General features: G+C 41.7%; 23 protein-coding genes. 17 read left to right on the plus strand and 6 right to left on the minus strand.

All coding sequences use genetic code 11. The features are described from left to right. Positions 1 to 24 precede the first annotated feature (24 nt). The 4 genes from BT_RS04365 to BT_RS04380 all read left to right on the plus strand — a co-directional run bounded on the left by BT_RS04365 (position 25) and on the right by BT_RS04380 (position 5,216). Positions 25 to 1,050, plus strand: a complete 1,026-nt coding sequence (locus BT_RS04365; RefSeq protein ID WP_008761539.1) for a diacylglycerol/lipid kinase family protein — start codon at positions 25 to 27, stop codon at positions 1,048 to 1,050. A gap of 75 nt (positions 1,051 to 1,125) precedes the next feature. Next, positions 1,126 to 2,889, plus strand: a complete 1,764-nt coding sequence (gene aspS / locus BT_RS04370) for an aspartate--tRNA ligase (protein ID WP_008765710.1) — start codon at positions 1,126 to 1,128, stop codon at positions 2,887 to 2,889. A gap of 3 nt (positions 2,890 to 2,892) precedes the next feature. After that, the gene (locus BT_RS04375) at positions 2,893 to 4,830 is read left to right on the plus strand and encodes an LTA synthase family protein (RefSeq protein WP_162303156.1); all 1,938 of its coding nucleotides are present in this window, start codon (positions 2,893 to 2,895) and stop codon (positions 4,828 to 4,830) included. Further along, on the plus strand, positions 4,827 to 5,216 hold the full coding sequence (locus BT_RS04380) for a GtrA family protein (protein ID WP_008761542.1): 390 nt from the start codon (positions 4,827 to 4,829) through the stop codon (positions 5,214 to 5,216). Before BT_RS04375 ends, BT_RS04380 begins: the two co-directional genes overlap by 4 nt. A 101-nt stretch (positions 5,217 to 5,317) precedes the next feature. On the opposite strand, the gene BT_RS04385 is transcribed toward BT_RS04380, so the two are convergent. The 3 genes from BT_RS04385 to BT_RS04395 form a co-directional block, all read right to left on the minus strand. After that, complete coding sequence (locus BT_RS04385) at positions 5,318 to 6,202, minus strand: carbon-nitrogen hydrolase (RefSeq protein ID WP_008761543.1); 885 nt, start codon at positions 6,200 to 6,202, stop codon at positions 5,318 to 5,320. Between the two features lie 36 nt (positions 6,203 to 6,238). Then, positions 6,239 to 7,354, minus strand: coding sequence for an agmatine deiminase family protein (locus tag BT_RS04390; RefSeq protein ID WP_008765713.1), 1,116 nt, complete (start codon positions 7,352 to 7,354; stop codon positions 6,239 to 6,241). A gap of 70 nt (positions 7,355 to 7,424) precedes the next feature. Further along, entirely contained in the window at positions 7,425 to 7,967 is a 543-nt protein-coding gene (locus BT_RS04395) for a ferredoxin domain-containing protein (protein ID WP_008761545.1), read from the minus strand. Between the two features lie 86 nt (positions 7,968 to 8,053). Here BT_RS04395 and BT_RS04400 point away from each other — a divergent pair, with 86 nt between their 5' ends. The 3 genes from BT_RS04400 to BT_RS04410 are packed head-to-tail and all read left to right on the plus strand — an operon-like array spanning position 8,054 to position 9,778. Beyond that, on the plus strand, positions 8,054 to 8,674 hold the full coding sequence (locus BT_RS04400; RefSeq protein ID WP_008761546.1) for an ABC transporter ATP-binding protein: 621 nt from the start codon (positions 8,054 to 8,056) through the stop codon (positions 8,672 to 8,674). Positions 8,675 to 8,708: 34 nt separating this feature from the next. Continuing rightward, a complete protein-coding gene (locus BT_RS04405; protein WP_008761547.1) occupies positions 8,709 to 9,503 on the plus strand; it encodes an ABC transporter permease in 795 nt (264 codons plus the stop codon). Beyond that, a complete protein-coding gene (locus BT_RS04410; protein WP_008761548.1) occupies positions 9,500 to 9,778 on the plus strand; it encodes a hypothetical protein in 279 nt (92 codons plus the stop codon). The genes BT_RS04405 and BT_RS04410 overlap by 4 nt, the downstream gene beginning before the upstream one ends. A gap of 34 nt (positions 9,779 to 9,812) precedes the next feature. Here the strand turns inward: BT_RS04410 and BT_RS04415 are convergent, their stop codons facing one another. Beyond that, a complete protein-coding gene (locus tag BT_RS04415) occupies positions 9,813 to 10,229 on the minus strand; it encodes a DUF4891 domain-containing protein (protein ID WP_008761549.1) in 417 nt (138 codons plus the stop codon). A gap of 106 nt (positions 10,230 to 10,335) precedes the next feature. Between BT_RS04415 and BT_RS04420 the strand changes: the two genes are divergently transcribed. The 5 genes from BT_RS04420 to BT_RS04440 all read left to right on the plus strand — a co-directional run bounded on the left by BT_RS04420 (position 10,336) and on the right by BT_RS04440 (position 18,173). Beyond that, positions 10,336 to 11,430: a Nif3-like dinuclear metal center hexameric protein gene (locus tag BT_RS04420; RefSeq protein WP_008765714.1), complete on the plus strand. Its 1,095-nt coding sequence runs from the start codon at positions 10,336 to 10,338 to the stop codon at positions 11,428 to 11,430. Positions 11,431 to 11,435: 5 nt separating this feature from the next. After that, positions 11,436 to 12,266, plus strand: a complete 831-nt coding sequence (locus tag BT_RS04425; RefSeq protein ID WP_008761550.1) for a zinc ribbon domain-containing protein — start codon at positions 11,436 to 11,438, stop codon at positions 12,264 to 12,266. Between the two features lie 137 nt (positions 12,267 to 12,403). Then, complete coding sequence (locus BT_RS04430; RefSeq protein ID WP_008765715.1) at positions 12,404 to 13,801, plus strand: efflux transporter outer membrane subunit; 1,398 nt, start codon at positions 12,404 to 12,406, stop codon at positions 13,799 to 13,801. Between the two features lie 33 nt (positions 13,802 to 13,834). After that, positions 13,835 to 14,944, plus strand: a complete 1,110-nt coding sequence (locus BT_RS04435; protein WP_162303157.1) for an efflux RND transporter periplasmic adaptor subunit — start codon at positions 13,835 to 13,837, stop codon at positions 14,942 to 14,944. Between the two features lie 82 nt (positions 14,945 to 15,026). Then, positions 15,027 to 18,173 (plus strand): efflux RND transporter permease subunit, encoded by a 3,147-nt coding sequence (locus BT_RS04440; protein WP_008765716.1) that lies wholly within the window; start codon positions 15,027 to 15,029, stop codon positions 18,171 to 18,173. Positions 18,174 to 18,296: 123 nt separating this feature from the next. Here the strand turns inward: BT_RS04440 and BT_RS04445 are convergent, their stop codons facing one another. Continuing rightward, the gene (locus BT_RS04445) at positions 18,297 to 18,746 is read right to left on the minus strand and encodes a type I restriction enzyme HsdR N-terminal domain-containing protein (protein WP_008761554.1); all 450 of its coding nucleotides are present in this window, start codon (positions 18,744 to 18,746) and stop codon (positions 18,297 to 18,299) included. A gap of 63 nt (positions 18,747 to 18,809) precedes the next feature. Here BT_RS04445 and BT_RS04450 point away from each other — a divergent pair, with 63 nt between their 5' ends. The 5 genes from BT_RS04450 to BT_RS04470 all read left to right on the plus strand — a co-directional run bounded on the left by BT_RS04450 (position 18,810) and on the right by BT_RS04470 (position 24,081). Further along, a complete protein-coding gene (locus tag BT_RS04450; RefSeq protein ID WP_008761555.1) occupies positions 18,810 to 19,586 on the plus strand; it encodes an AMP nucleosidase in 777 nt (258 codons plus the stop codon). Between the two features lie 25 nt (positions 19,587 to 19,611). Further along, positions 19,612 to 20,631: a DNA polymerase III subunit delta gene (gene holA, locus BT_RS04455; protein ID WP_008765717.1), complete on the plus strand. Its 1,020-nt coding sequence runs from the start codon at positions 19,612 to 19,614 to the stop codon at positions 20,629 to 20,631. Between the two features lie 1,228 nt (positions 20,632 to 21,859). Next, positions 21,860 to 22,330 carry a helix-turn-helix domain-containing protein gene (locus BT_RS04460; protein WP_011107510.1) on the plus strand — a complete coding sequence of 157 codons (471 nt, stop codon included), beginning with the start codon at positions 21,860 to 21,862 and terminating at the stop codon, positions 22,328 to 22,330. Positions 22,331 to 22,405: 75 nt separating this feature from the next. After that, a complete protein-coding gene (locus BT_RS04465) occupies positions 22,406 to 23,182 on the plus strand; it encodes a dihydroorotate dehydrogenase electron transfer subunit (protein WP_008765719.1) in 777 nt (258 codons plus the stop codon). Then, positions 23,170 to 24,081: a dihydroorotate dehydrogenase gene (locus BT_RS04470; RefSeq protein WP_008765720.1), complete on the plus strand. Its 912-nt coding sequence runs from the start codon at positions 23,170 to 23,172 to the stop codon at positions 24,079 to 24,081. The genes BT_RS04465 and BT_RS04470 overlap by 13 nt, the downstream gene beginning before the upstream one ends. Positions 24,082 to 24,299: 218 nt before the next feature. On the opposite strand, the gene trmD is transcribed toward BT_RS04470, so the two are convergent. Next, positions 24,300 to 24,977, minus strand: coding sequence for a tRNA (guanosine(37)-N1)-methyltransferase TrmD (gene trmD, locus BT_RS04475; protein WP_008765722.1), 678 nt, complete (start codon positions 24,975 to 24,977; stop codon positions 24,300 to 24,302). Positions 24,978 to 25,043: the final 66 nt, after the last annotated feature.

Genomic DNA, 25,043 nt, shown 5'->3' on the forward strand with positions numbered 1-25,043 from the left:
CGTCTACAATTGACAAAGATTAGCATGAACGAAAGAATGAAAAGAATAATATTCGTCGTCAATCCTATTTCGGGAACACAAAGTAAAGAATTGATTCTTAACTTGCTGGATGAAAAAATTGATAAGGCGAGATACACTTGGGAAGTAGTGTATACGGAAAGAGCCGGTCATGCAGTAGAGATAGCTGCCAAAGCTGCGGAAGAGAAAGCTGACGTCGTTGTGGCTATCGGGGGGGACGGAACAATTAATGAAATAGCTCGTTCGCTGGTACATACTGATACCGCATTGGGAATTATTCCCTGCGGATCGGGGAATGGACTGGCGCGGCATCTGCACATACCTATGGAACCTAAGAAGGCACTGGAAGTGCTCAATGAGGGATGCTTGGATACCATAGATTATGGTAAGATTAATGGTACGGACTTTTTCTGTACCTGTGGAGTAGGGTTTGATGCATTTGTCAGTTTGAAATTTGCTCATGCCGGAAAGCGCGGACTATTGACTTATCTCGAAAAGACGTTGCAGGAAAGTCTTAAATATCAGCCCGAAACATATGAACTGGAAACGGAAAACGGAGTCAGCAAGTATAAAGCTTTCCTTATTGCCTGCGGAAATGCGTCGCAATATGGAAACAATGCATATATAGCTCCACAAGCCACATTGACGGATGGTTTGCTGGATGTGACCATCCTCGAGCCTTTTACCGTTTTGGATGTACCCTCTCTTGCTTTCCAGTTATTTAATAAAACTATTGATCAGAACAGCCGGATCAAGACATTCCGTTGTAAGAAGTTGTGTATTCGACGGGCTGTGCCGGGAGTCGTGCATTTTGATGGTGACCCGATGGAGACGGAGGCGGATGTAAATATCGAACTTATTAAAAGCGGATTACGCGTAGTTGTGCCGAAGACAGAAGAAAAAGATGCGGCCAACGTTCTTCAAAGAGCACAGGAATATGTGAACGGAATAAAACTGATTAATGAGGCGATTGTGGACAATATAACAGATAAAAACAAGAAAATATTGAAAAAGCTGACAAAGAAAGTCTGAAATAAATGCCGATTTCTGATTTATTGTGTACTTTTGCAAGCTACTTAACGAAAAATATCATAAATATTAGAAAATATGTTCAGAACGCACACATGTGGAGAACTGAGAATCTCCGATGTTAATAAACAAATCACGCTGTCTGGATGGGTACAGCGCAGCCGTAAAATGGGAGGTATGACTTTCATTGACCTTCGCGACCGTTACGGTATTACCCAGTTGGTTTTTAATGAAGAAATTAATGCTGAACTTTGCGACCGTGCCAATAAACTGGGTCGTGAATTCGTGATTCAGATCACAGGAACAGTGAATGAGCGTTTCAGCAAGAATGCAAACATCCCTACCGGAGATATTGAAATTATCGTTTCCGAACTGAACGTTCTGAACACCGCCATGACTCCTCCGTTTACAATTGAGGATAATACGGATGGTGGTGATGATATCCGTATGAAATACCGTTATCTGGATTTGCGTCGTAATGCCGTACGCTCTAATTTGGAATTACGTCATAAGATGACAATCGAAGTACGCAAGTATCTTGATAGCCTGGGCTTTATAGAGGTAGAAACTCCTGTACTGATCGGTTCTACTCCGGAAGGTGCACGTGACTTCGTGGTACCTTCACGCATGAATCCGGGACAATTCTATGCACTTCCGCAATCTCCGCAGACACTGAAACAGTTACTGATGGTTTCCGGGTTCGACCGTTATTTCCAGATTGCAAAATGTTTCCGTGACGAAGACTTGCGTGCCGACCGTCAACCGGAATTTACACAGATTGACTGTGAAATGAGTTTCGTAGAACAGGAAGACATCATTTCTACTTTCGAAGGAATGGCCAAACATCTGTTCAAGACTCTTCGGGGTGTTGAACTGACCGAACCGTTCCAGCGTATGCCTTGGGCTGATGCCATGAAATATTATGGCAGCGACAAACCGGATTTGCGTTTCGGCATGAAGTTCGTTGAACTGATGGACATCATGAAAGGTCATGGTTTCTCTGTATTCGATAATGCCGCATACGTTGGCGGTATCTGTGCGGAAGGGGCTGCAACTTATACCCGTAAACAACTCGATGCCTTGACTGAATTCGTCAAGAAACCGCAGATTGGTGCGAAAGGTATGGTGTATGCTCGTGTAGAAGCAGACGGTACGGTGAAATCAAGTGTAGACAAATTCTATACACAGGAAGTGCTGCAACAGATGAAGGAAGCATTTGGCGCTAAACCGGGTGATTTGATTCTGATTCTTTCCGGTGACGACGTGATGAAAACACGTAAGCAACTTTGTGAACTCCGTTTGGAAATGGGTTCCCAATTGGGATTGCGTGATAAGAATAAGTTTGTTTGCCTTTGGGTGATTGACTTCCCAATGTTCGAATGGAGTGAGGAAGAAGGCCGTCTGATGGCTATGCACCATCCGTTTACACATCCGAAAGAAGAAGATATTCCATTGCTGGATACTGACCCGGCTGCTGTGCGTGCCGATGCTTATGATATGGTTGTCAACGGCGTGGAAGTCGGTGGAGGATCTATCCGTATTCACGATGCTCAGTTGCAAGCCAGAATGTTCGAAATCCTTGGTTTCACACCGGAGAAGGCACAGGCTCAGTTTGGCTTCCTGATGAATGCCTTCAAGTATGGTGCACCTCCTCACGGTGGTTTGGCATACGGTCTTGACCGTTGGGTGTCTCTTTTCGCCGGTCTGGATTCTATCCGTGACTGTATCGCATTCCCCAAAAATAACTCAGGGCGCGATGTAATGTTGGATGCACCGTCTGAAATTGATCAGACTCAACTTGACGAACTCAACCTGATCGTTGATATCAAAGAAAATAAGTAAACGATGAACAAATATCGTTCTCTTTATAATACCACCCTGTCACTCATAATTAATTTATTATTAGTGATGGGGTGCTTTATTCTCTGTCGTGTCATCTTTCTGATAGAAAATTTGAAGGCTTTTTCCGATCTTTCAGCCGGACGAATCTGGAGAATGTTCGAGGGAGGATTCCTTTTTGATACTTCTGCCATTCTTTATACGAATCTTCTGTATATTTTCCTAATGCTGATTCCGCTTCATTATAAGGAAAATGTAATATATCAGAAGATTACAAAGGGGATTTTTGTGACAACCAACCTGATTGTCATTATTATGAACCTGATGGATACGGTTTATTTCCAATATACCCATCGAAGAACGACTGCGTCCGTATTCAGCGAATTTAAGAATGAAGGGAATCTGGGAGGTATTATAGGGACAGAATTATTGAATCACTGGTATCTGACGTTGTTTGCCATTGCTTTTGGTTATGCTTTATTTAAGTTGTATCGTAAGCCGAAGCCGGTAAAGGTAGAACGTATGCCAGTTTATTATACGGTTCATTTGCTTACTTTGGGGCTTGGAGTGTACTTGTGTATCGGCGGAATGCGTGGCGGATTTACTGGCATGGTGCGTCCAATCACAATCAGCAACGCCAATAAGTATGTAGACCGGCCGATGGAGACGGGGATCGTACTGAATACCCCTTTTTCTATCTTCCGCACGTTTGGAAAGACCTCATTTGCCATACCTCAGTATTTCGATAAAGAGAAGATGGAAGCTTTGTACACGCCGGTGCATATGCCTGCGGATAGTGTGCAATTCAGGCCGTTGAATGTGGTTGTTTTTATTCTGGAGAGCTTTAGTAAAGAGAGTAGCGGCTTTCTGAATGAAGAATTGGACAATGGAACCTATAAGGGATATATGCCTTTCCTTGATTCGTTGATGGCTGAAGGTCTGACTTTTAAATATTCATTCTCTAATGGTATGAAGAGTATCGACGGAATGCCTTCCGTATTGTCGGGTATCCCGATGTTTATAGAACCGTTCTTTCTGACACCATCTTCTTTGAACACGGTATCCAGTATAGGCGGGGAGTTGGGCAAAAAAGGATATTACACCGCTTTCTTCCACGGGGCGGACAATGGCTCTATGGGATTTGAAGCTTTTGCACGTACGGCAGGGTACACCAATTACTTTGGTCGTACGGAATATAATGAGGCTAATCCGGGTAACAAGGATTTTGATGGGCATTGGGGAATTTGGGATGAGAAATTCTTCCAGTTCTTTGGCAATACTTTATCCGGTTTTCAGCAGCCTTTTGCAGCTGCGTTGTTCAGCCTTTCTTCCCACCATCCGTTTGCAGTTCCAGCAGAATACGAAGGCGTTTTTCCGAAAGGGAATAAAGCTATTCGTCAGTGCATCGGATACACGGATCATGCTTTGAAGTTGTTCTTTGAAAAGGTTTCGAAAGAACCGTGGTATAAAAATACGCTGTTCGTATTTACAGCAGATCATACCAACTCGCCGGAACGTCCGGAGTATGAGACGGAAAGCGGGTTGTTCTCTGTTCCTGTAGTGTTTTATCAGCCGGGAAGTAATTTGAAAGGTTTCCGTAAAGATGTGATAGCACAACAAATTGATATTATGCCTACTGTATTGGGGTATTTAGGGTATGACAAACCATTTGTTTCCTTTGGGTGTGATTTATTGAATACGCCTGCTGAGGATACGTATGCCGTAAATTATATCAATGGAATATATCAATTCTTTAAAGGTGACTATTTATTGCAGTTTGATGGCCGGAACGCCGTAGCCATGTATGCGTTTAAAACGGATAAATTGCTGGAACATAATCTTCTGGGTCAGATTGATGTACAACAGTCGATGGAAGATGAACTGAAAGCAATCATTCAGCAGTACATGATACGAATGAATAACGACGAACTTGTTGTGAAATGAAAGAATCAGTGCGCATATTTCGCTTTATAGTAATCGGAACGATGAATGCTTTGATCATGGCCCTTGTTGTGTGGCTGATGATGAGAGAAATGTCATTCGAAGGTGACTATATGGTGGCTAATGTAACTGCGTATATTATAGCCCAGATTCATAACTTTATCTGGTGCAAGTATTGGATATTCCCCGTAGAAAAAAGAAAGAATAATGTCTGGAAACAGATACTATTCTTCTGTTCTGCTTTCGGGGTTGCTTACACTGCGCAGTTTTTATTCCTTATTTTGTTGGTAGAAGGTCTGGATGTTAATGAATATCTGGCCCAGTTCCTTGGATTGTTTATTTACGGAGCTGCCAACTTTATTGCTAATAAGAAGATTACTTTCCAATAAAAAAGGATATAATACGGAGGTCCACAAGAGTTGCTATTCAGGCTTTTCTCTTGTGGACCTCTTGTATTATTTCTATCGGTGATTAATTGTGATTCTGCTCGCTAATCCAAAAAACGTTTGGTGAGTCCGTCATATTCATCAATTCGACGGTCACGGAGGAAGGGCCACCAGCGGCGGACGTTCTCCGAACGTTCCATGTCTATTTCAACTACCATGTTTTCAGGATGATCGTTGCTTGCCTGTGCCAAAAACTCTCCTTGCGGTCCGGCTACGAAACTATTTCCCCAAAACTGTATGCCGTTCGTTTGACCGGAAGGGTCGGGCTCGTGCCCTACACGGTTGACAGAGATAACCGGAAGACCGTTTGCCACTGCATGAGCACGTTGGGAGATTATCCACGCATTGAGCTGGCGGGCTTTTTCGTCGTCCGTATCGCTGCTTTCCCAGCCGATGGCGGTAGGATAAATTAGAAGTTCAGCCCCTTTCAGAGCCATCAGACGGGCAGCTTCCGGGTACCATTGATCCCAGCATACCAGTACTCCCAGTTTGCCTAAGGATGTCTGAATCGGTTCGAAACCGATATCTCCGGGGGTGAAATAAAACTTTTCGTAATAGGCAGGATCATCGGGAATGTGCATTTTCCGATATTTTCCGGCAATACTTCCGTCGCGGTCGAAAACGACAGCTGTGTTATGATATAGGCCCGGTGCGCGTTTTTCAAAGAGTGAAGCAACAAGCACTACCTTATTAGCCGCTGCCAGTTCGGAGTAGAAACCTGTAGATGGTCCTGGGATAGGCTCGGCAAGGTCAAACAGATTCGTATTTTCTGTCTGGCAGAAATAAAGTGAATTGTGCAACTCCTGCAGCACGATTAGTTGTGCTCCGTGAGCAGCACAGGCTTCAATGCTTTTAGCGAGGTTCATCAGGTTGACCCGAATATCTGCGGTATTGGATTGTTGGATTAATCCTACTTTTATCTTTTTCATGATGAATAATTATTTAATATGCTACTGAAATGTCCGTTATTGGATAACACCTGACGGATACTGCATGGTGACGCAATGCAGAGAACCGTGTTGCTTGATTAATGCCCGGCAATCAATACCGATGACCTGATGTTTAGGAAATGCTTGTTGCAATACTTCTCCCGCTTTCCGGTCATTATCCGGCTGTTGATAGGTGGGGTAAAGAATTGCATCATTCATAATCAGAAAATTGGCATAGGTAGCAGGCAGTCGTTCACCGTCTTCTTCTACCTTGTCTGCCATTGGCAAAGCCAGCAGGCGATAGGGCTCTCCTGCCAATGTGCGGAATGTTTTTAATTGTTCCTCCATGGCATGCAGTGCTTCATAATGTTCGTCTTCGGTATTGTCGCATTTCACGTAGGCAATGGTGTCGGTGGAACAGAAGCGTGCCAAGGTGTCGATATGACTGTCGGTATCATCGCCGGCCAGATAACCGTGATCCAGCCAGAGGACTTTCTGCAGGTGGAAAGTTGATTTGAGATATTCTTCTATTTCTACTTGATTCAGTTTCCCGTTCCGGTGGGGGGAGAGCAGGCATTCGGTGGTGGTAAGCAGTGTCCCCATACCGTCGCTTTCGATGGAACCTCCTTCGAGAACGAAGTCAAGACAGTCTATATACTGGCCTTTCAGCGCTCCGGCTTTTACAGCCTGTCCGGTAATCAGATTATCCAGTTCGGAGGCGAACTTCAATCCCCAGCCGTTGAATGTGAAGTCGAGCAGGGAAGGGTTGCCGGTATCTATCATGGTGATAGCTCCGTGGTCGCGTGCCCATGTATCGTTTGTCTCACATCTCAGAAAGCGGACATTGTCCATGTTTACGGTAGCCACTATCTGTTTCTTTACTTCTTCGGGCTCGGGAGTCACGATTAATAATAACTCACGTTTGGCTATTTCTCTGGCTATATTGACAAAACATTCTTGTACTTCTTTCAGCATATATGCCCAATCTGTACCGGCATGCGGCCATGTCAACTGTATGCCGCTTTGCAGATGCCATTCGGCAGGCAGGTGAGGAGCTCTCATTTCTACCTGTACAGTCATATTCTTTCCAAAGTTCAATTGCAAATCTTTTTCCGAGCCACTGGGGCTGGGAAGTCCAACCATGATTCCCATCAGATTATATTATATTTAGTTATAAAATCAGTTTATAAAATGAGCAGGTACCAGTCTTTTGACACATACCTTATGCTTTGGTTTCCTGTTTCGGCTTCCGGTCAAAGAATGGATTCTTTGAAGAGGCGCTCACCGGAATAGCCATAACCATTTTGCAGTCTTTCAGCCAATTGAGGCGTTGTGCTGCCAATCCGGCAGAGAACATGACACGGGTATCTACACGCATATCGGCTGCTGTGGCACAAGCGGAGCCGATGGCGATGCCAACGTCAATACTGTTCAATGCACAGGGGACGTCTTCCGTGCGTCCGGCACATGTCGCAAATCCGCAATGTCCGCAATTCAAACCTTGTGCCTGTTCGCGTGTTCCTATCAATACAACACATTCGGCACTCAAGATGTTGTCGGCATCCCGAAGGAAAAACTTCATTCCGTGTTCTTCTACCATAGCTATCATTTTGTCCGACAACAGTTTAATATCTTCATCGGTAATCAAGGCCACTTCAATGATATCAATCCCTTTTCCTTTCGGAGCAGTGCGTGCGGCGGTCATCATTTGGCGTGCTACCTGTAATATATGCTCATGACGGGCATCTCTTTCGTTCAGTATCATAACTTTTCTCGAATTAATTAATGAGGCAAAGATAACGTTTTTCAAGAAAATACTACCTTTGCCGGAAGGAAAGAATTGAAAACGCCATGCTACATATCAACAATGCTTGTATCGCTTTTGGGACAGAAGTACTTTTTTCCGGATTAAATCTGAATCTGGAGAGGGGGAAAACCGCCTGTATTGTAGGGCAGTCCGGCTGTGGAAAGACCTCATTGCTAAATGCGGTGATGGGCTTTGTGCCGTTAAAGGAGGGGACCATAAAAGTAGGAGATACCTTGTTGGATAAATCAACTATAGATATAATCCGGCGGCAAATTGCATGGATTCCACAAGAACTGGCCTTGCCTTTTGAATGGGTAAAGGAAATGGTGGCTCTTCCGTTTGATCTGAAAGTAAATCGTTCCGTTCCTTTTTCGGAAGAAAGGCTCTATGAATATTTTGATGATCTGGGGCTGGAACATGATTTGTATACTAAAAGGGTGAATGAAGTCTCAGGCGGACAACGTCAGCGTATCATGCTGGCAGTGGCTGCGATGCTCAACAAACCTTTGATCATTATTGATGAACCGACATCAGCGTTGGATGCCGGGTCAACAGACAAAGTGCTGGCTTTCTTCAGGCGGCAGGCAGAGAAAGGGGCGGCTGTGTTAGCTGTATCACATGATAAAGACTTTGCTTCGGGCTGTCATTATTTAATAGAACTATAAACAATATTTAATACTAGCATAAAGGGAATTTATTTTGGGAACCATCGATATTTCATATTATAATTTATTTATTGGCTTGCTATTGCTTGCCATTCCGTTCTTTTATCTTTGGAAGTTCAAGACGGGTTTGCTGAAACCTGCCGTGATAGGTACGCTTCGAATGATTATCCAGCTATTTTTTATCGGTATATATCTGAAGTATCTTTTCTTGTGGAATAATCCTTGGATTAATTTCCTTTGGGTGATTATCATGATATTTGTTGCCGGACAAACAGCGTTGGTACGTACTCAACTGAAACGGAGCATCTTGCTGATACCGATTTCTATAGGTTTTTTGTGCAGTGTAGTAGTGGTTGGATTGTACTTTATCGGTGTTGTCCTCCAGTTAGATAACATTTTCAGTGCTCAGTATTTTATTCCAATATTCGGCATTTTAATGGGGAATATGCTTTCAAGTAATGTGATTGCATTGAATACTTATTATAGCGGACTGAAGCGGGAACAACAATTATACCGTTATTTATTAGGAAATGGAGCTACACGCCAGGAAGCTCAGGCACCATTTATAAAACAGGCCATCATCAAGTCATTCAGTCCTTTGATTGCGAATATTGCAGTGATGGGATTGGTGGCTCTGCCGGGTACGATGATCGGACAAATTTTGGGAGGAAGCAGTCCGAATGTGGCAATCAAATATCAGATGATGATTATGGTTATTACCTTCACGGCTTCCATGCTGTCACTGATGATTACTATTTCACTGGCTTCCCGAAGATCATTTGATGCATACGGGAAGTTATTGGAAGTAACGAAAGAAACGAAGAAATGACTGTTACCGACCGGATATTCCAAAATGTGGCGGAACTGTCTGTTCCGAATTTTTTCATTACTGTAGAGTTCTCGGTAATGGGAAATGAAATGCCGGAACATATCGAATCTTTCGTTTTGGAAAAATATCAAGCTATTCTTCATGGCGCAAACGGACGCAAATTTGTCTATACAGAAGGAGGGTGGCGTCTTTTTTTCACTTTCTTTCCTACAGACAAAGTGGTAGATGAACGGTATGCACTAAAGAATAAGGTGCAGATGAAGTTTCACAAATAAATATTTCTTCCATTCAGGAAAGAGATCCGGTGAGTTATTGCATAGCTTGCAGTTTCTCCCTCATACAGCGAAGCTGAACGAATTGTTCTCCTGTTTGTATATACCCGCCTTCCAACATTCGTTTTGAAATTTGGAATTTATCAAGATGATGGAGTATGTACTTTTCCACACCTGATGATTGCTTTTTGGTGAAAGACAGGAAGTCAACCTTTCCATTTTCGTGAATAAATACTTTCGCTTTAATCGTACGGAGCCCCGAATCTTTGCAATGTTTGGCTTCTGCTTTATCTATCCAAAAGATAGCTGTAGCTTTTACGGTATCTACCATACAAGTTTCTGTATTATCAACGCTCATGTTTTCATCGATTGACTCATCGGAATTCTGATTCTGTTTCATTTGGCAGGAAACAGCCAGAATAATTACTAAACAGCAGGATAGAATTGTTTTCATCGTGTTCTAATTTTAAGGATATGCGACAAATTTACTAAAAAAACGATAAGATGGGAGCTTATTCCTATTTTATTTGCTATATTTGCAACCAAATTTTCTCTAAATAATGAAAATTAAGGAAATAGTAAGCGCCCTTGAACGATTCGCGCCTCTGCCATTGCAAGACGGTTTTGATAATGCCGGCCTGCAAATCGGATTGACAGATGCGGAAGCAACAGGGGCTTTGTTGTGTCTTGACGTTACTGAAGCTATCTTAGATGAAGCTATCGCGCTGGGGTATAACCTCGTCATATCGCATCATCCTTTGATATTTAAAGGTTATAAATCCATTACTGGCAAAGATTATGTGGAACGCTGTATGCTGAAAGCAATAAAAAATGATATTGTGATCTATTCAGCACACACTAATCTTGATAATGCACAGGGAGGGGTAAATTATAAGATAGCCGAAAAAATCGGATTGAAACATCTGAAAGTGCTTGAACCAAAAGAAAATAGCCTGATGAAGCTGGTGACTTTTGTCCCCATTGCTCAGGCGGATATTGTAAGGAACGCACTTTTTGCTGCCGGTTGCGGTAATATTGGTAACTATGATTCATGTAGTTACAATCTGGAAGGGGAAGGGACATTCCGTGCCAAAGAAGGAACACATCCTTTCTGTGGAGTGATTGGAGAACTCCATCGGGAAGGAGAGGTGAGAATTGAAACAATTCTTCCTGCATTCAAAAAGTCGGAAGTAGTCAGGGCACTATTGTCTGTTCATCCTTATGAGGAACCTGCATTCGACTTGTATCCGCTACAAAATGAGTGGGCACAGGCAGGATCGGGAATCGTTGGCGAACTGGAAGAGCCGGAAACGGAGATGGAATTCTTGAAACGTATAAAGAAAACGTTTGAAGTAGAGTGTCTGCGTCATAACAAACTGACAGGGAGAGAAATACAGACAGTGGCATTGTGCGGAGGTGCCGGAGCATTTTTGCTTCCGCAGGCAATCCGGTCGGGAGCCGATGTTTTTATTACAGGTGAGATTAAGTATCATGATTATTTTGGTCACGAAGGAGATATCCTGATGGCAGAAATCGGTCATTACGAAAGCGAACAATATACAAAAGAAATTTTTTATTCCATAATCCGGGATTTATTTCCTAATTTTACGCTCCAATTGAGTAAAATAAATACGAATCCCATAAAATATTTGTAAGTAAAATGGCTAGAGAAGCAAAAAAAGATCCGAATGAGTTGACGGTGGAACAGAAGTTGAAAACACTGTTCCAGCTGCAAACTATGTTGTCTAAGATTGATGAAATCAAGACATTGAGAGGTGAACTTCCATTGGAAGTGCAGGACCTTGAAGATGAAATCGCTGGTTTGAGTACCCGTATCGACAAGATCAAAGCTGAAGTGGATGAACTGAAATCTGCTATTGCAGGTAAGAGAGTAGAAATTGAAACGGCAAAAGCTTCAGTAGAAAAATATAAGTCACAACAAGACAACGTCCGCAACAACCGTGAATATGATTTCTTGACGAAGGAAATTGAATTCCAGAGCCTGGAAATCGAACTTTGCGAAAAAAGAATCAAAGAATTCAGTGCGGACAGAGAAGAAAAAGAAGCTGAAGTAGTAAAGAATGAACAAATACTCAGCGAAAGACAAAAAGACCTCGAACAGAAGAAGGGCGAACTAGATGAAATTATCTCTGAAACTAAACAGGAAGAAGAGAAGCTAAGAGATAAAGCCAAAGATCTGGAAACTAAGATTGAACCGCGTTTGTTGCAGTCATTCAAACGTATCCGTAAGAACTCCCGCAATGGATTGGGCGTTGTATATGTACAACGTGACGCGTGCGGTGGTTGCTTTAACAAGATTCCGCCTCAGAGACAGTTGGACATCCGTTCCCGTAAGAAAGTGATCGTTTGCGAATATTGCGGACGTATCATGATCGACCCGGAATTGGCTGGTGTACAAATTGAGCATAAAGTAGAGGAAGCTCCGGCTACTACTACCAAAAGAGCAATCAGAAGAAAAACTGCTGAATAAGGTACCATATTTGAATATGTATTCGAAAGCCTCGCATTATTGCGGGGCTTTTTTTATTTCTTCTAACTTTACTACCCCTTTAAACAAACCTAACCTTGAATTGTTATCTTTTCATTTCATAAAAACCTGAACCGAATATGAATGTACGAGCGTGGAGCGTATCGCTCCTTTTGTTTCTTTCAACTGTAACTGCGGTTGGACAGACAGTGAACCGCTATTTGAATACTCCTCTTCCTAAAGAATGGGAAGAGAGTGGAGAAGTGTTTCAACAGACTCTTCCAGTGGACGACCACTGGTGGAAGTCTTTTCAGGACACCAGACTGGACTCTTTGATTGCTTTGGCAGTAGATCGCAATTATTCCGTAGCGATGGCAATTAATCGTATAGCTGCTGCACGTGCCAATCTTTGGGCAGAACGTGGAAATTTCTTTCCATCTATCGGACTGAATGCTGGATGGACCCGACAGGAAACCAGTGGAAATACCAGTACCTTACCTCAGTCTACAGATCATTATTACGATGCTGCACTCAGTATGAGTTGGGAAATCGATGTCTTCGGCAGTATCCGTAAACGGGTAAAGGCGCAGAAAGAAAACTTTGCCGCCAGCAAAGAGGAATATGCGGCGGTTATGGTTTCTCTGGCATCAGAGGTAGCCTCAGCTTATATTAACCTGCGGGAATTGCAGCAGGAACTTGAAGTGGTAAATAAGAATGTAGCTTCTCAGGAAGAAGTTTTGAAAATCACGGAAGTACGGTATAATACCGGACTTGTTGCCAAGCTGGATGTGGCACAGGCCAAATCCGTTTTATACAGTACTAAAGCCTCTATACCACAATTAGAGGCAGGTATCAATCAATATATTACGACACTGGCTGTTTTGCTGGGTATGTATCCGCAAGAAATACGTCCTGTATTGGAAACTACTGGAACATTACCTGATTATATGGAACCGATCGGAGTAGGTATGCCGGTTGATTTATTACTGAGAAGACCGGATGTACGAAGTGCGGAGAGAAGTGTGAATGCCCAAGCTGCATTACTTGGCGCTTCCAAGTCCGATTGGCTGCCGAAGATCTTTCTGAAAGGTTCGTTTGGCTATGCAGCCCGTGATTTGAATGATCTGGTGAAAAGTAAAAGTATGACCTATGAGATTGCTCCGTCATTGAGTTGGACTATTTTTAGTGGAGGACAATTAGTGAATGCAACAAGACTGGCTAAGGCACAGTTGGATGAATCTATCAATCAATTTAATCAGACAGTTCTGACTGCGGTACAGGAAACGGATAACGCCATGAACTCCTACCGGAACTCGATCAAGCAGATTGTAGCTTTGAGGGAAGTGCGTAATCAAGGTGTCGAAACTCTGAAACTTTCACTGGAACTTTATAAACAAGGGCTTTCTCCTTTTCAGAATGTGCTTGATGCACAACGGTCTTTGTTATCTTATGAGAATCAACTGGTACAGGCGCAGGGTAGCTCGTTACTGCAACTGATAAGTCTTTATAAAGCGCTGGGAGGCGGTTGGAGAGAATAAAAGAATCTATAAATAAAATATAACCTAACGGATATGAAAAAACTAATGTATATTTTTCTTGTGTTGTCGGTATTGACTGGTTGCAAGGAGAAAAAAGACACCGGAGCAATGAAGGGAATGCCGACTCTGGCAATTAGCGTAGCGAAACCTATAGTGAAGGACATCACTTTGACGAAAGATTATCCGGGCTATCTGACAACGGAGAAAACTGTAAATCTTGTGGCCAGAGTGAACGGAACATTACAGTCTGTCTCTTACGCACCGGGCGGACGGGTAAAAAAAGGGCAGTTGCTGTTTGTAATAGAACCTACCTTATATAATGATAAGGTGGCACAAGCGGAAGCTGAACTGAAAACTGCTCAGGCACAATTGGAATATGCCCGTAATAATTATAGCCGTATGAAGGAGGCTGTGAAAAGTGATGCTGTGAGTCAGATACAGGTGTTGCAGTCGGAATCGTCTGTGACAGAAGGAGTAGCAGCTGTCAGCAATGCGGAAGCTGCTTTGAGTACAGCGCGTACAAATTTAGGATATTGTTATGTTCGTGCCCCTTTTGACGGGACAATCAGCAAGTCGACAGTGGATATCGGCAGTTATGTCGGTGGTTCTTTGCAGCCGGTTACGCTGGCTACTATTTATAAGGACGATCAGATGTATGCGTATTTTAATGTTGCTGATAATCAATGGCTGGAGATGTCGATGAACAATCAGCAGCCAACGAAGGATCTTCCGAAAAAGATCATGGTTCAGCTGGGGAAAGAAGGTACCGAATCCTATCCGGCAACACTGGATTATCTGTCACCGAACGTAGACCTGAATACAGGAACTCTGATGGTACGTGCCAATTTTGATAATCCGCAGGGAGTACTGAAGAGTGGATTGTACGTCAGCATTACCTTACCTTATGGAGAGGCCGATCATGCAATTCTTGTGAAAGAGGCTTCCATCGGAACCGATCAGCTCGGTAAATTCCTGTATGCCGTCAATGATTCGGACATAGTACACTATCGGCATATTGAAATAGGACAACTGATTAATGATACCTTACGGCAGGTGTTGGGAGGACTCTCACCACAGGAACGATATGTTACAGAAGCTCTGATGAAGGTCAGAGATGGAATGAAGATAAAGCCGATACCCTGATGCGGTCGGCTTGTTGGTTATCTTCAGACGATGCAGGTAACTGTTTGTCCTTATATAAATATTAATCGTAAACTTATATATTATGTTTTCTAAGTTTTTCATTAACCGACCAATTTTTGCTACCGTACTTGCCCTGCTCATTGTGGTAGCCGGTTTGGTCGCACTTAATATATTGCCTGTGGCGCAATTTCCGGAGATTACACCTCCGACGGTTCAGGTATCGGCTGTCTATCCCGGTGCGAATGCTGAAACTGTAGCTCAAACGGTAGGACTCCCCATCGAACAGCAGGTGAATGGGGTGGACGGTATGCTCTATATGTCTTCAAATTCTTCCTCTTCGGGAGCATATTCTCTGACAATTACATTTGCCGTCGGTACAGATATCGATATGGCTACTGTACAAGTCCAGAACAGGGTAAGTGTTGCTCAATCATCCTTGCCGGAACCGGTAGTGGTACAGGGGGTGACTGTGCAGAAACAGTCTTCGAACATTGTCATGTTCCTGACAATGACTTCGAAAGACTCTGTATACAACAGTCTCTATCTGACTAACTATGCCAAATTGAATTTGGTCGATCAGTTATCACGTGTGCCTGGTGTAGGAGCTGTTAATGTCATGGGAGCAGGTGATTATTCCATGCGTATCTGGCTGGATCCTGAAGCTATGCGTATCCGGAACATTTCTCCGGCACAAGTATATCAGTCCATTCAGTCTCAGAATATGGAAGTGTCCGCCGGCTATATCGGTCAACCGATCGGACAGGACAATAAAAATGCCTTTCAATATACACTTAATGTACAGGGGCGACTTATTTCTCCGGAGCAATTCGGGAATATTATCATTCGTCGGGAACAGGATGGGGCAATGCTTCGCCTGAAAGATATTGCGCGAATAGATTTGGGGTCTGCTTCTTATAGTGTAGTATCACGATTGAAGGGGATGCCTACCGCAGCGATTGCTATCTATCAGCAGCCGGGCTCCAATTCGCTGGACGTTTCAAAAGGAGTGAAGGCTAAGATGGAGGAACTGGCGACCAGTTTTCCTACAGGAGTAGCCTATAACGTAACTTTGGATACAACGGATGTAATTCATGCTTCTATTGATGAAGTAATGGTGACATTTTTTGAGACAACGCTGCTGGTAGTACTGGTTATTTTCCTGTTTTTGCAGAACTGGAGAGCGGTTATTATTCCTTGTATCACAATTCCTGTATCGCTGATCGGTACATTGGCAGTTATGGCGGCATTTGGTTTTTCGATCAATACGCTGACTCTGTTCGGATTGATTCTGGCAGTTGCCATTGTAGTGGATGATGCTATTGTGGTGGTTGAGAATGCTTCAAGATTGCTGGAGACCGGACAATATTCAACTCGTGAAGCAGTCACAAAAGCTATGGGGGAAATTACGGGGCCGATTGTCGGAGTGGTGCTTGTTTTGCTTGCCGTGTTTATTCCGACGATGATGATCAGCGGTATTTCGGGGCAGTTGTATAAGCAGTTTGCACTGACAATTGCTGCTTCTACTGTATTAAGCGGTTTTAACTCACTGACACTGACGCCTGCTCTTTGTGCTCTATTCCTCAAAAAGAGCAAACCGTCTAACTTCTTTATATACAAAGGATTTAATAAAGCGTATGATAAGACACAGGGAGTCTACGATAGTACGGTGAAATGGTTGCTTCAACGTCCGCTTATCTCTTTTGTATCTTTTGCTATTCTGACAGTGATTGCCGTAATACTCTTTATGCGTTGGCCGTCGACATTTATTCCGGATGAAGATGATGGTTATTTTATTGCAGTTGTTCAGCTTCCTCCGGCAGCCAGCTTGGAACGTACACAAGCTGTCGGGGATAAAATCAATGCTATTTTGGATTCTTATCCGGAAGTGGAGAATTACATTGGAATCACTGGTTTCTCCGTGATGGGCGGAGGTGAGCAAAGTAACTCCGCAACCTATTTTGTTGTCCTGAAAAACTGGGACGAAAGGAAAGGGAAGGAGCATACGGCTGCTGCCGTTGTCGACCGTTTTAATGGCGAAGCGTATATGGAGATACAGGCAGGACAAGCATTTGCTATGGTTCCTCCGGCTATTCCAGGATTGGGTGCTTCCGGTGGCTTGCAACTTCAATTGGAAGACCGGAGGAATCTGGGACCGACAGAAATGCAGCAGGCTATTGACGCATTGCTTGCTTCTTCTCATTCCAAACCGGCCTTAGCTTCTGTATCCAGTCAGTATCAGGCAAATGTCCCTCAATATTTTCTGAATATCGATCGTGATAAGGTGCAATTTATGGGCATTGCTCTGAATGATGTATTTTCTACATTAAGCTATTATATGGGGGCGGCATACGTTAATGATTTTGTTGAATTCGGTCATATTTATCAGGTAAAGATCGAAGCGCGTGATCAGGCACAACGGGTCATTGATGATGTCTTAAAACTCAGTGTGGCTAATTCGGCAGGAGAGATGGTCCCCCTTTCTTCTTTCACCAAAGTGGAAGAGCAGTTGGGGCAGGATCAGATCAATCGTTACAATATGTATTCAACAGCTGCCCTGACTTGTAATGTAGCGCCCGGAAGCAGTTCCGGACAGGCTATTCAAGAAATGGAAACTTTGTTTAAAGAACAGCTGGGAGATGAATTCGGCTATGAATGGACGTCGGTTGCCTATCAGGAAACGCAGGCGGGAAATACGACCACCATTGTTTTGGTCATGGCCTTGATTGTAGCATTCCTTGTTTTGGCTGCGCAATATGAAAGCTGGACCAGTCCGGTGGCTGCCGTGATAGGTTTGCCGGTGGCCTTGTTGGGAGCAATGATAGGATGTATGATAATGGGAACTCCGGTCAGCGTATATACACAGATTGGTATTATCCTGCTTGTTGCACTTTCGGCAAAGAATGGTATTCTGATTGTAGAGTTTGCCCGTGATTTCCGTGCTGAGGGAAACTCAATTCGTGAGGCTGCATACGAAGCAGGACACGTCCGCTTACGTCCGATTTTGATGACTTCTTTTGCTTTTGTATTGGGGGTAATGCCTTTGCTGTTTGCTACCGGGGCTGGTGCGCAGAGTCGTATAGCGTTGGGTACTGCGGTTGTTTTCGGTATGGCGATGAATACTTTATTAGCGACAGTCTATATTCCTAATTTCTATGAATTGATGCAGAAACTGCAAGAGAAGTTTAGCAGGAAGAAAGATGACGATGTGAAAAAAGATACGAATATGTAAAAATAGAATATCGTTTTCAGAGCCTCCGGAGGCAAGACAAAGATGGTGTCACTATGTGCTTGGGATACTTACACTATGTGTGTGGTATAGTGTAAGTATCCTGACCTTATAGTGACACTATCTTTATAGGGCATTATAATCGGGAATATCCTGAAGAAAGGTATAGCTCTGATGTGCATAATCCATCCGGCAACAATAATGCTGCATTCCATTACTTACTATCAGATAATCAACTTTCAACACCATATTATAGCGGGTTATCTGATCGAATACCGCTTGTGTGATTTCGATGTGCGGAGCTTTGTATTCTACGATCATTCGTGCTGAAAGGTCTCTCCGGTAAAGCACCGTATCACATCTTTTAGTTGTGCCGTTCAGCTTTACCATTACTTCGTTGGCAAGGAGTGCGTTCGGATATCCTTTGTGTGCAATAAGAAAGTGAACAAAGTGTTGCCGTACCCATTCTTCCGGGGTAAGTGCGACATATCGTTTGCGAATCACGTCGAAAATTACATTTTTTCCGTTTCGTACGTTTATTTTAGTGTCGAATACTGGTAGGTTTAACGATAACATTTATTATTTTTGTAAGTTAAATAACGGTTTCCATTATTGGAACCACAAATTTAATAGATAATTATGAAAACGAAAGAAGAAATCGTAGCTAATTGGCTGCCCCGTTACACAAAACGTAACCTGGAAGATTTTGGAGAGTATATTCTGTTGACTAACTTCAACAAGTACGTAGAGATTTTCGCAAATCAATTTGATGTTCCTATTTTGGGTAGAGATGCCAATATGATTTCCGCCACAGCCGAAGGCATTACAATGATCAATTTCGGTATGGGGAGTCCTAATGCCGCTATTATCATGGATTTATTGGGAGCTATTCATCCTAAAGCCTGCTTATTTTTAGGTAAATGTGGTGGTATCGACAAGAAAAATCAAATTGGCGATTTAATTCTTCCTATTGCCGCTATTCGTGGTGAAGGAACATCCAATGATTATTTTCCACCTGAAGTTCCCGCTTTGCCTGCATTTATGTTGCAGCGTGCTGTTTCTTCGTCCATTCGTGACTATGGCCGTGATTATTGGACGGGTACCGTCTACACCACCAATCGCCGTATTTGGGAGCATGACGAAGCATTCAAGGAGTATCTGAAAAAGACACGTGCGATGGCGGTTGATATGGAAACGGCCACTTTGTTCAGCTGTGGCTTTGCCAATCATATTCCGACAGGAGCATTGTTATTGGTATCTGACCAGCCTATGACTCCGGATGGAGTGAAAACTGATAAAAGCGATAATTTGGTTACCAAGAACTATGTAGAAGAGCATGTTGAGATTGGTATCGCTTCTCTGCGTATGATTATTGATGCAAAGAAAACTGTAAAACACTTGAAATTCGACTGGTAACTGCCAGTCTTCCTAAAAAATATATATGGCAAAACAAGAGCTGACCTGTGATGACATCCTCAAAGAACTGAGGGCAAAGCAGTATCGTCCCATCTACTATTTGATGGGAGAAGAATCGTATTATATCGATTTGATTGCCGATTACATTACTGATAATGTCTTGAACGAAACGGAAAAAGAGTTCAACCTGACTGTAGTGTACGGTGCTGATGTGGATGTGGCGACAATCATAAATGCTGCAAAACGCTATCCTATGATGTCCGAACATCAAGTGGTGGTAGTCAAAGAAGCGCAAGCGGTCCGGAACATCGAAGAATTATCGTACTATCTTCAAAAACCGCTTCATTCCACTATTTTGGTGATATGCCATAAACATGGAACATTGGACCGCAGGAAAAAGCTGGCTGCTGAGGTAGAAAAGACCGGTGTTTTGTTCGAATCCAAGAAGATAAAAGATGCCCAGCTTCCGGCCTTTATAGCTTCCTACATGAAAAGAAAAGGAATAGATATGGAGCCTAAGGCAACGGCTATGCTGGCTGATTTTGTCGGCTCGGATTTAAGTCGTTTGACAGGTGAATTAGAAAAGCTGATTATCACTTTGCCTACGGGACAGAAACGTGTTACTCCCGAACAAATTGAGAAGAACATAGGCATAAGCAAAGATTATAATAACTTTGAATTGCGGAGTGCTCTGGTTGAAAAAGACATTCTGAAAGCAAATAAAATAATAAAATATTTTGAGGAAAATCCTAAAACGAATCCAATTCAAATGACATTGTCTTTGTTGTTTAGCTTTTATTCAAACTTGATGTTAGCATATTATGCGCCTGATAAATCGGAGCAGGGTATTGCTAATATGCTAGGGTTAAGAACTACTTGGCAAGCTCGGGACTACGCAATTGCGATGCGCAAATATAGTGGAGTAAAGACAATGCAGATTGTTGGTGAAATACGATATGCCGATGCAAAATCAAAAGGAGTGAAAAATAGTTCAATGTCTGACGGAGATATTCTTCGTGAATTAGTGTTTAAAATTTTGCATTAGTAAAACTGAATACTCTAAATAAACAAAAGGCATATACTTTTACTGTAAAACAGATTAAGTATATGCCTTCTTTATATATAGCAAATTAGTTGTGTCAAACTCATAACCAAATCTTCTTTTATAGACGAATATTTTACAATGGATCTGTTGTTCTCTTTTTCCTGACTTTTATGAATGGAAAGGAGTTTGAAGATCTTTTGCTTCCCTTCTTTAAATTCAATTTTGGTAATTTCTCTCTTTTCTAGTTTTTGAAGTTATATTATATTCATTTTCAAAATTGAAAAAATCTGATTTAATTCAGACTATAAATATAGAATGGTAAATCGTATTAGCATAAATGGTTTTGCATAAATTGGAGGGATCATCTTTCTTTTCCTGAACTGATAAAATGTCATTTTGATAATTTGTGGGATAATTGGGATATTTTTCTGTTATTTTTCTAGTTGATCTTAATTTGGGTATTGATAAAACAGGTATATTTTATTATAAGACAGGAATTTAATTCAATTTTATAGCTTCTAGAATTGAAAAAAAACAATTGATCGACTGAATGTGCGGAAATATAGCAAGGATTTACGATTTGCGAGATACTTCAGAAGAAAATGTAAAAGAAGATTTGAAGAGTTCTCAATATACATAAGTAAATAATGTATTTTATTCCTTGATTTATTGTTTTTGCAACTATTGATATTTACGTTTGTGTAATCATGCCTGTTTGTTTGTAAAGTATATATCTGTGAATAAGATACAAATGTAATCGATCTAACCGAATCACAAAAGTATATTGATTGTTTTACAGTAATAATATACAGTATATAAATGTAATAGGAGAGTGGTTAACAATTTGTTTTTTATATGTTATATTATTGTATATCATATAAATATGCTCTAATATTGAATAATCGCTCTAAAATTACTGTCTGAGTGGAGCGTATTTTTGTGAATATCGTATTTCTTTGTTGTTTGCTTATATATATTCTATTATAAATCAATGTAATATGTTATTTTGTTAAATCTGAAATGTCATCGTGGTTTATGTTTTATTTTGTGTTTTACAAACGTATTAGTCCAATCGTAATGATCGCTACACATCTGTAATATTAATATTTTTATATTTGTAATTTGCATTTGTGATTTGTAATATTTACCTTTGTATATCCGTAGTGGTTATTAGTATTTTTGTGAAACCAACGTTTAATACATACAATTGTAACAAGAAAGAAGCTGTATGGAGATAAAAGACAGAATTAGAATGATAATGGAGAGAGAAAAAGTTCCTCCAAGAGTTTTTGCTGAGACAATTGGAGTTCAGCAATCTACTCTCTCACATATTTTGAATGATCGGAATAAACCAAGCTTGGAGGTTGTAATGAAGGTACATCAGACCTATAGTTATGTAAATCTTGAATGGTTGCTTTATGGTAAAGGCGAAATGATAACATCTGCAGAAGATGCTTCTACGGTTTCTTCCAATGGAGATTATCAGCCTTCTTTGTTTGATGAGAATCCTGTAAATCCGTCCAAAGAGACGATTAATCCGGAAAATCGCAAGGAAATGGCATTAAGAACAGCCGAAAATGCACCTAAAGAGATTGTAAAACAGGAGATTAGGTACATAGAAAAGCCTGCCAGAAAAATCACTGAAATAAGAATATTCTTTGATGATAATACTTATGAAACCTTTCGACCTGAAAAATGAGAGGTAAAATCGGTGGTTTGAGCAAATTCCTGTATCTTTGCACCGGAATACGAATTTATACTTTTATATCCATACATGAAGAAATTTATTTTAGATCTGACAGTTACTGAGAATATCAGATTGAATGCAAACTATGTATTGCTGAAATTGACTTCTCAGTCATTGCTGCCCGAGATGTTGCCGGGGCAGTTTGCCGAACTTCGGGTGGACGGTTCATCTACTACATTTTTACGCCGTCCTATTTCTATTAATTTTGTAGACAAGCGACAAAACGAAGTGTGGTTCCTTATTCAGTTGATTGGAGACGGAACAAGACGTTTAGCAGAAGTAAATTCGGGCGATGTGATCAACGTAGTACTTCCTTTGGGGAATGGCTATACAATGCCTCAAAAGCCTTCTGATAAGCTTTTGCTTGTGGGCGGAGGTGTCGGAACAGCCCCTATGTTATATTTAGGTGAACAATTGGCGAAAAATGGTCATAAACCTACCTTCCTTTTAGGGGCTCGTAGCAATAAAGACTTGTTGCAGCTGGAAGAATTTGCTAAATATGGAGAGGTATATACTACTACAGAAGACGGAAGTCACGGAGAAAAAGGATACGTCACCCAGCATTCTATATTAAATCAGGTACATTTTGAGCAGATTTATACTTGTGGTCCTAAACCGATGATGATGGCTGTGGCAAAATATGCCAAAAGTAATCAGATAGAATGTGAAGTTTCTTTGGAAAATACAATGGCTTGTGGAATTGGAGCATGTCTCTGTTGTGTGGAAAATACGACAGAAGGACATTTGTGTGTATGTAAAGAAGGTCCTGTTTTTAATATAAATAAACTACTATGGCAGATTTAAGTGTAAACATTGGTGAATTGCAGATGAAGAACCCGGTGATGACTGCATCTGGTACATTTGGATATGGTGAAGAGTTCTCGGATTTCATTGATATAGCGCGAATAGGCGGTATTATTGTAAAAGGTACTACTCTTCACAAACGTGAAGGTAACCCATATCCTCGTATGGCAGAGACTCCTTCCGGTATGCTAAATGCTGTAGGACTGCAAAATAAGGGGGTTGACTACTTTGTGGAACAGATATATCCTCGTATAAAAGACATTCAAACGAATATGATTGTAAACGTGTCGGGGTCTGCTATTGAGGATTATGTGAAAACTGCAGAGATCATTAATGAACTTGACAAAATTCCTGCTATAGAACTAAATATCTCGTGCCCCAATGTAAAGCAAGGAGGTATGGCTTTTGGTGTGTCAGCAAAAGGTGCTTCTGAAGTAGTAAAAGCGGTACGTGCAGCTTACAAAAAGACACTTATCGTTAAACTCTCTCCGAACGTTACTGATATCACAGAAATTGCCCGTGCAGCAGAAGAAAGTGGTGCGGATAGTGTATCATTAATCAATACATTGCTAGGAATGGCTATTGATGCGGAACGTAAACGTCCCATTCTGTCAACAGTGACAGGAGGAATGTCCGGTGCTGCTGTGAAACCGATTGCCTTGCGTATGGTTTGGCAAGTTGCAAAGGCGGTAAATATTCCTGTCATAGGATTGGGAGGTATTATGAACTGGAAAGATGCTGTTGAGTTTATGCTTGCCGGTGCTTCTGCGATCCAGATTGGTACGGCAAATTTTATAGATCCGGCTGTTACAATCAAAGTTGAAGATGGTATAAATAATTACTTGGAAAGACACGGATGTAAGTCAGTAAAAGAAATTATTGGTGCGCTTGAGGTATAATTGAAAACATACAATAACTCTTCGCATATAATATGAAAGAAAAATGCTATTTTACTTTTTAAGTATACTGAGTAAAATCAAGGCCGGAATGATAGATGAAAAGAAGATTCCCAGTGCGAAGAGTAAAATAACAGATTTGTCTTTCTTGTAGAATATAAATAAAAACGACGGTGAAAATTCTCATATTTCTCACCGTCGTTTTTATTTACATATATCTTTTAGTCTTCCAGTAAGTCTGGGCGAAGTTTTTTGGTTCGTTCTAAAGATTGCTGTAGCTCCCATTCTTTTATTTTTGCTTCATGGCCGGATAACAAAATATCGGGTACTTTCCAGCCTTTATAGTCAGCAGGACGAGTATATACAGGTGCCGCCAACAGATTATCCTGAAAAGAATCAGAAAGTGCCGACTGTTCGTCTGAAATCACTCCGGGGATGATACGGACAATTGCGTCCGCCATGACTGCTGCTGCCAGTTCGCCTCCTGTCAGCACATAATCTCCGATACTGATTTCTTTGGTGATCAGGTGTTCACGGATACGATAATCAATACCTTTGAAATGTCCGCAAAGGATAATCAGGTTTTGGGCCAAAGAAAGGCTGTTGGCCATTGGCTGATTGAACTGTTCTCCGTCGGGGGTCGTAAAAATCACTTCATCATAGTCGCGTTCAGCCTTCAGAGCGTTAATGCAGCGTTCGATAGGCTCTATCTTCATGACCATGCCGGCGAATCCGCCAAAAGGATAATCATCGACACGACGATATTTGTCTTCGGTATAATCGCGCAGATTGTGGATATGTATTTCTGCAAGTCCCTTATTCTGAGCTCGTTTCATGATGGAGCAATTGAAGAAGCCTTCAATCATTTCGGGTAAAACTGTTATAATATCAATACGCATAATCTTTATAATTTTTCGCAAAAGTACAAATATTCAAAGATAAACCTGTATTTTTGCCTTAAACAA

Origin of the sequence: Bacteroides thetaiotaomicron VPI-5482, assembly GCF_000011065.1 — a bacterium.
Taxonomy (GTDB): Bacteria; Bacteroidota; Bacteroidia; order Bacteroidales; family Bacteroidaceae; genus Bacteroides; species Bacteroides thetaiotaomicron.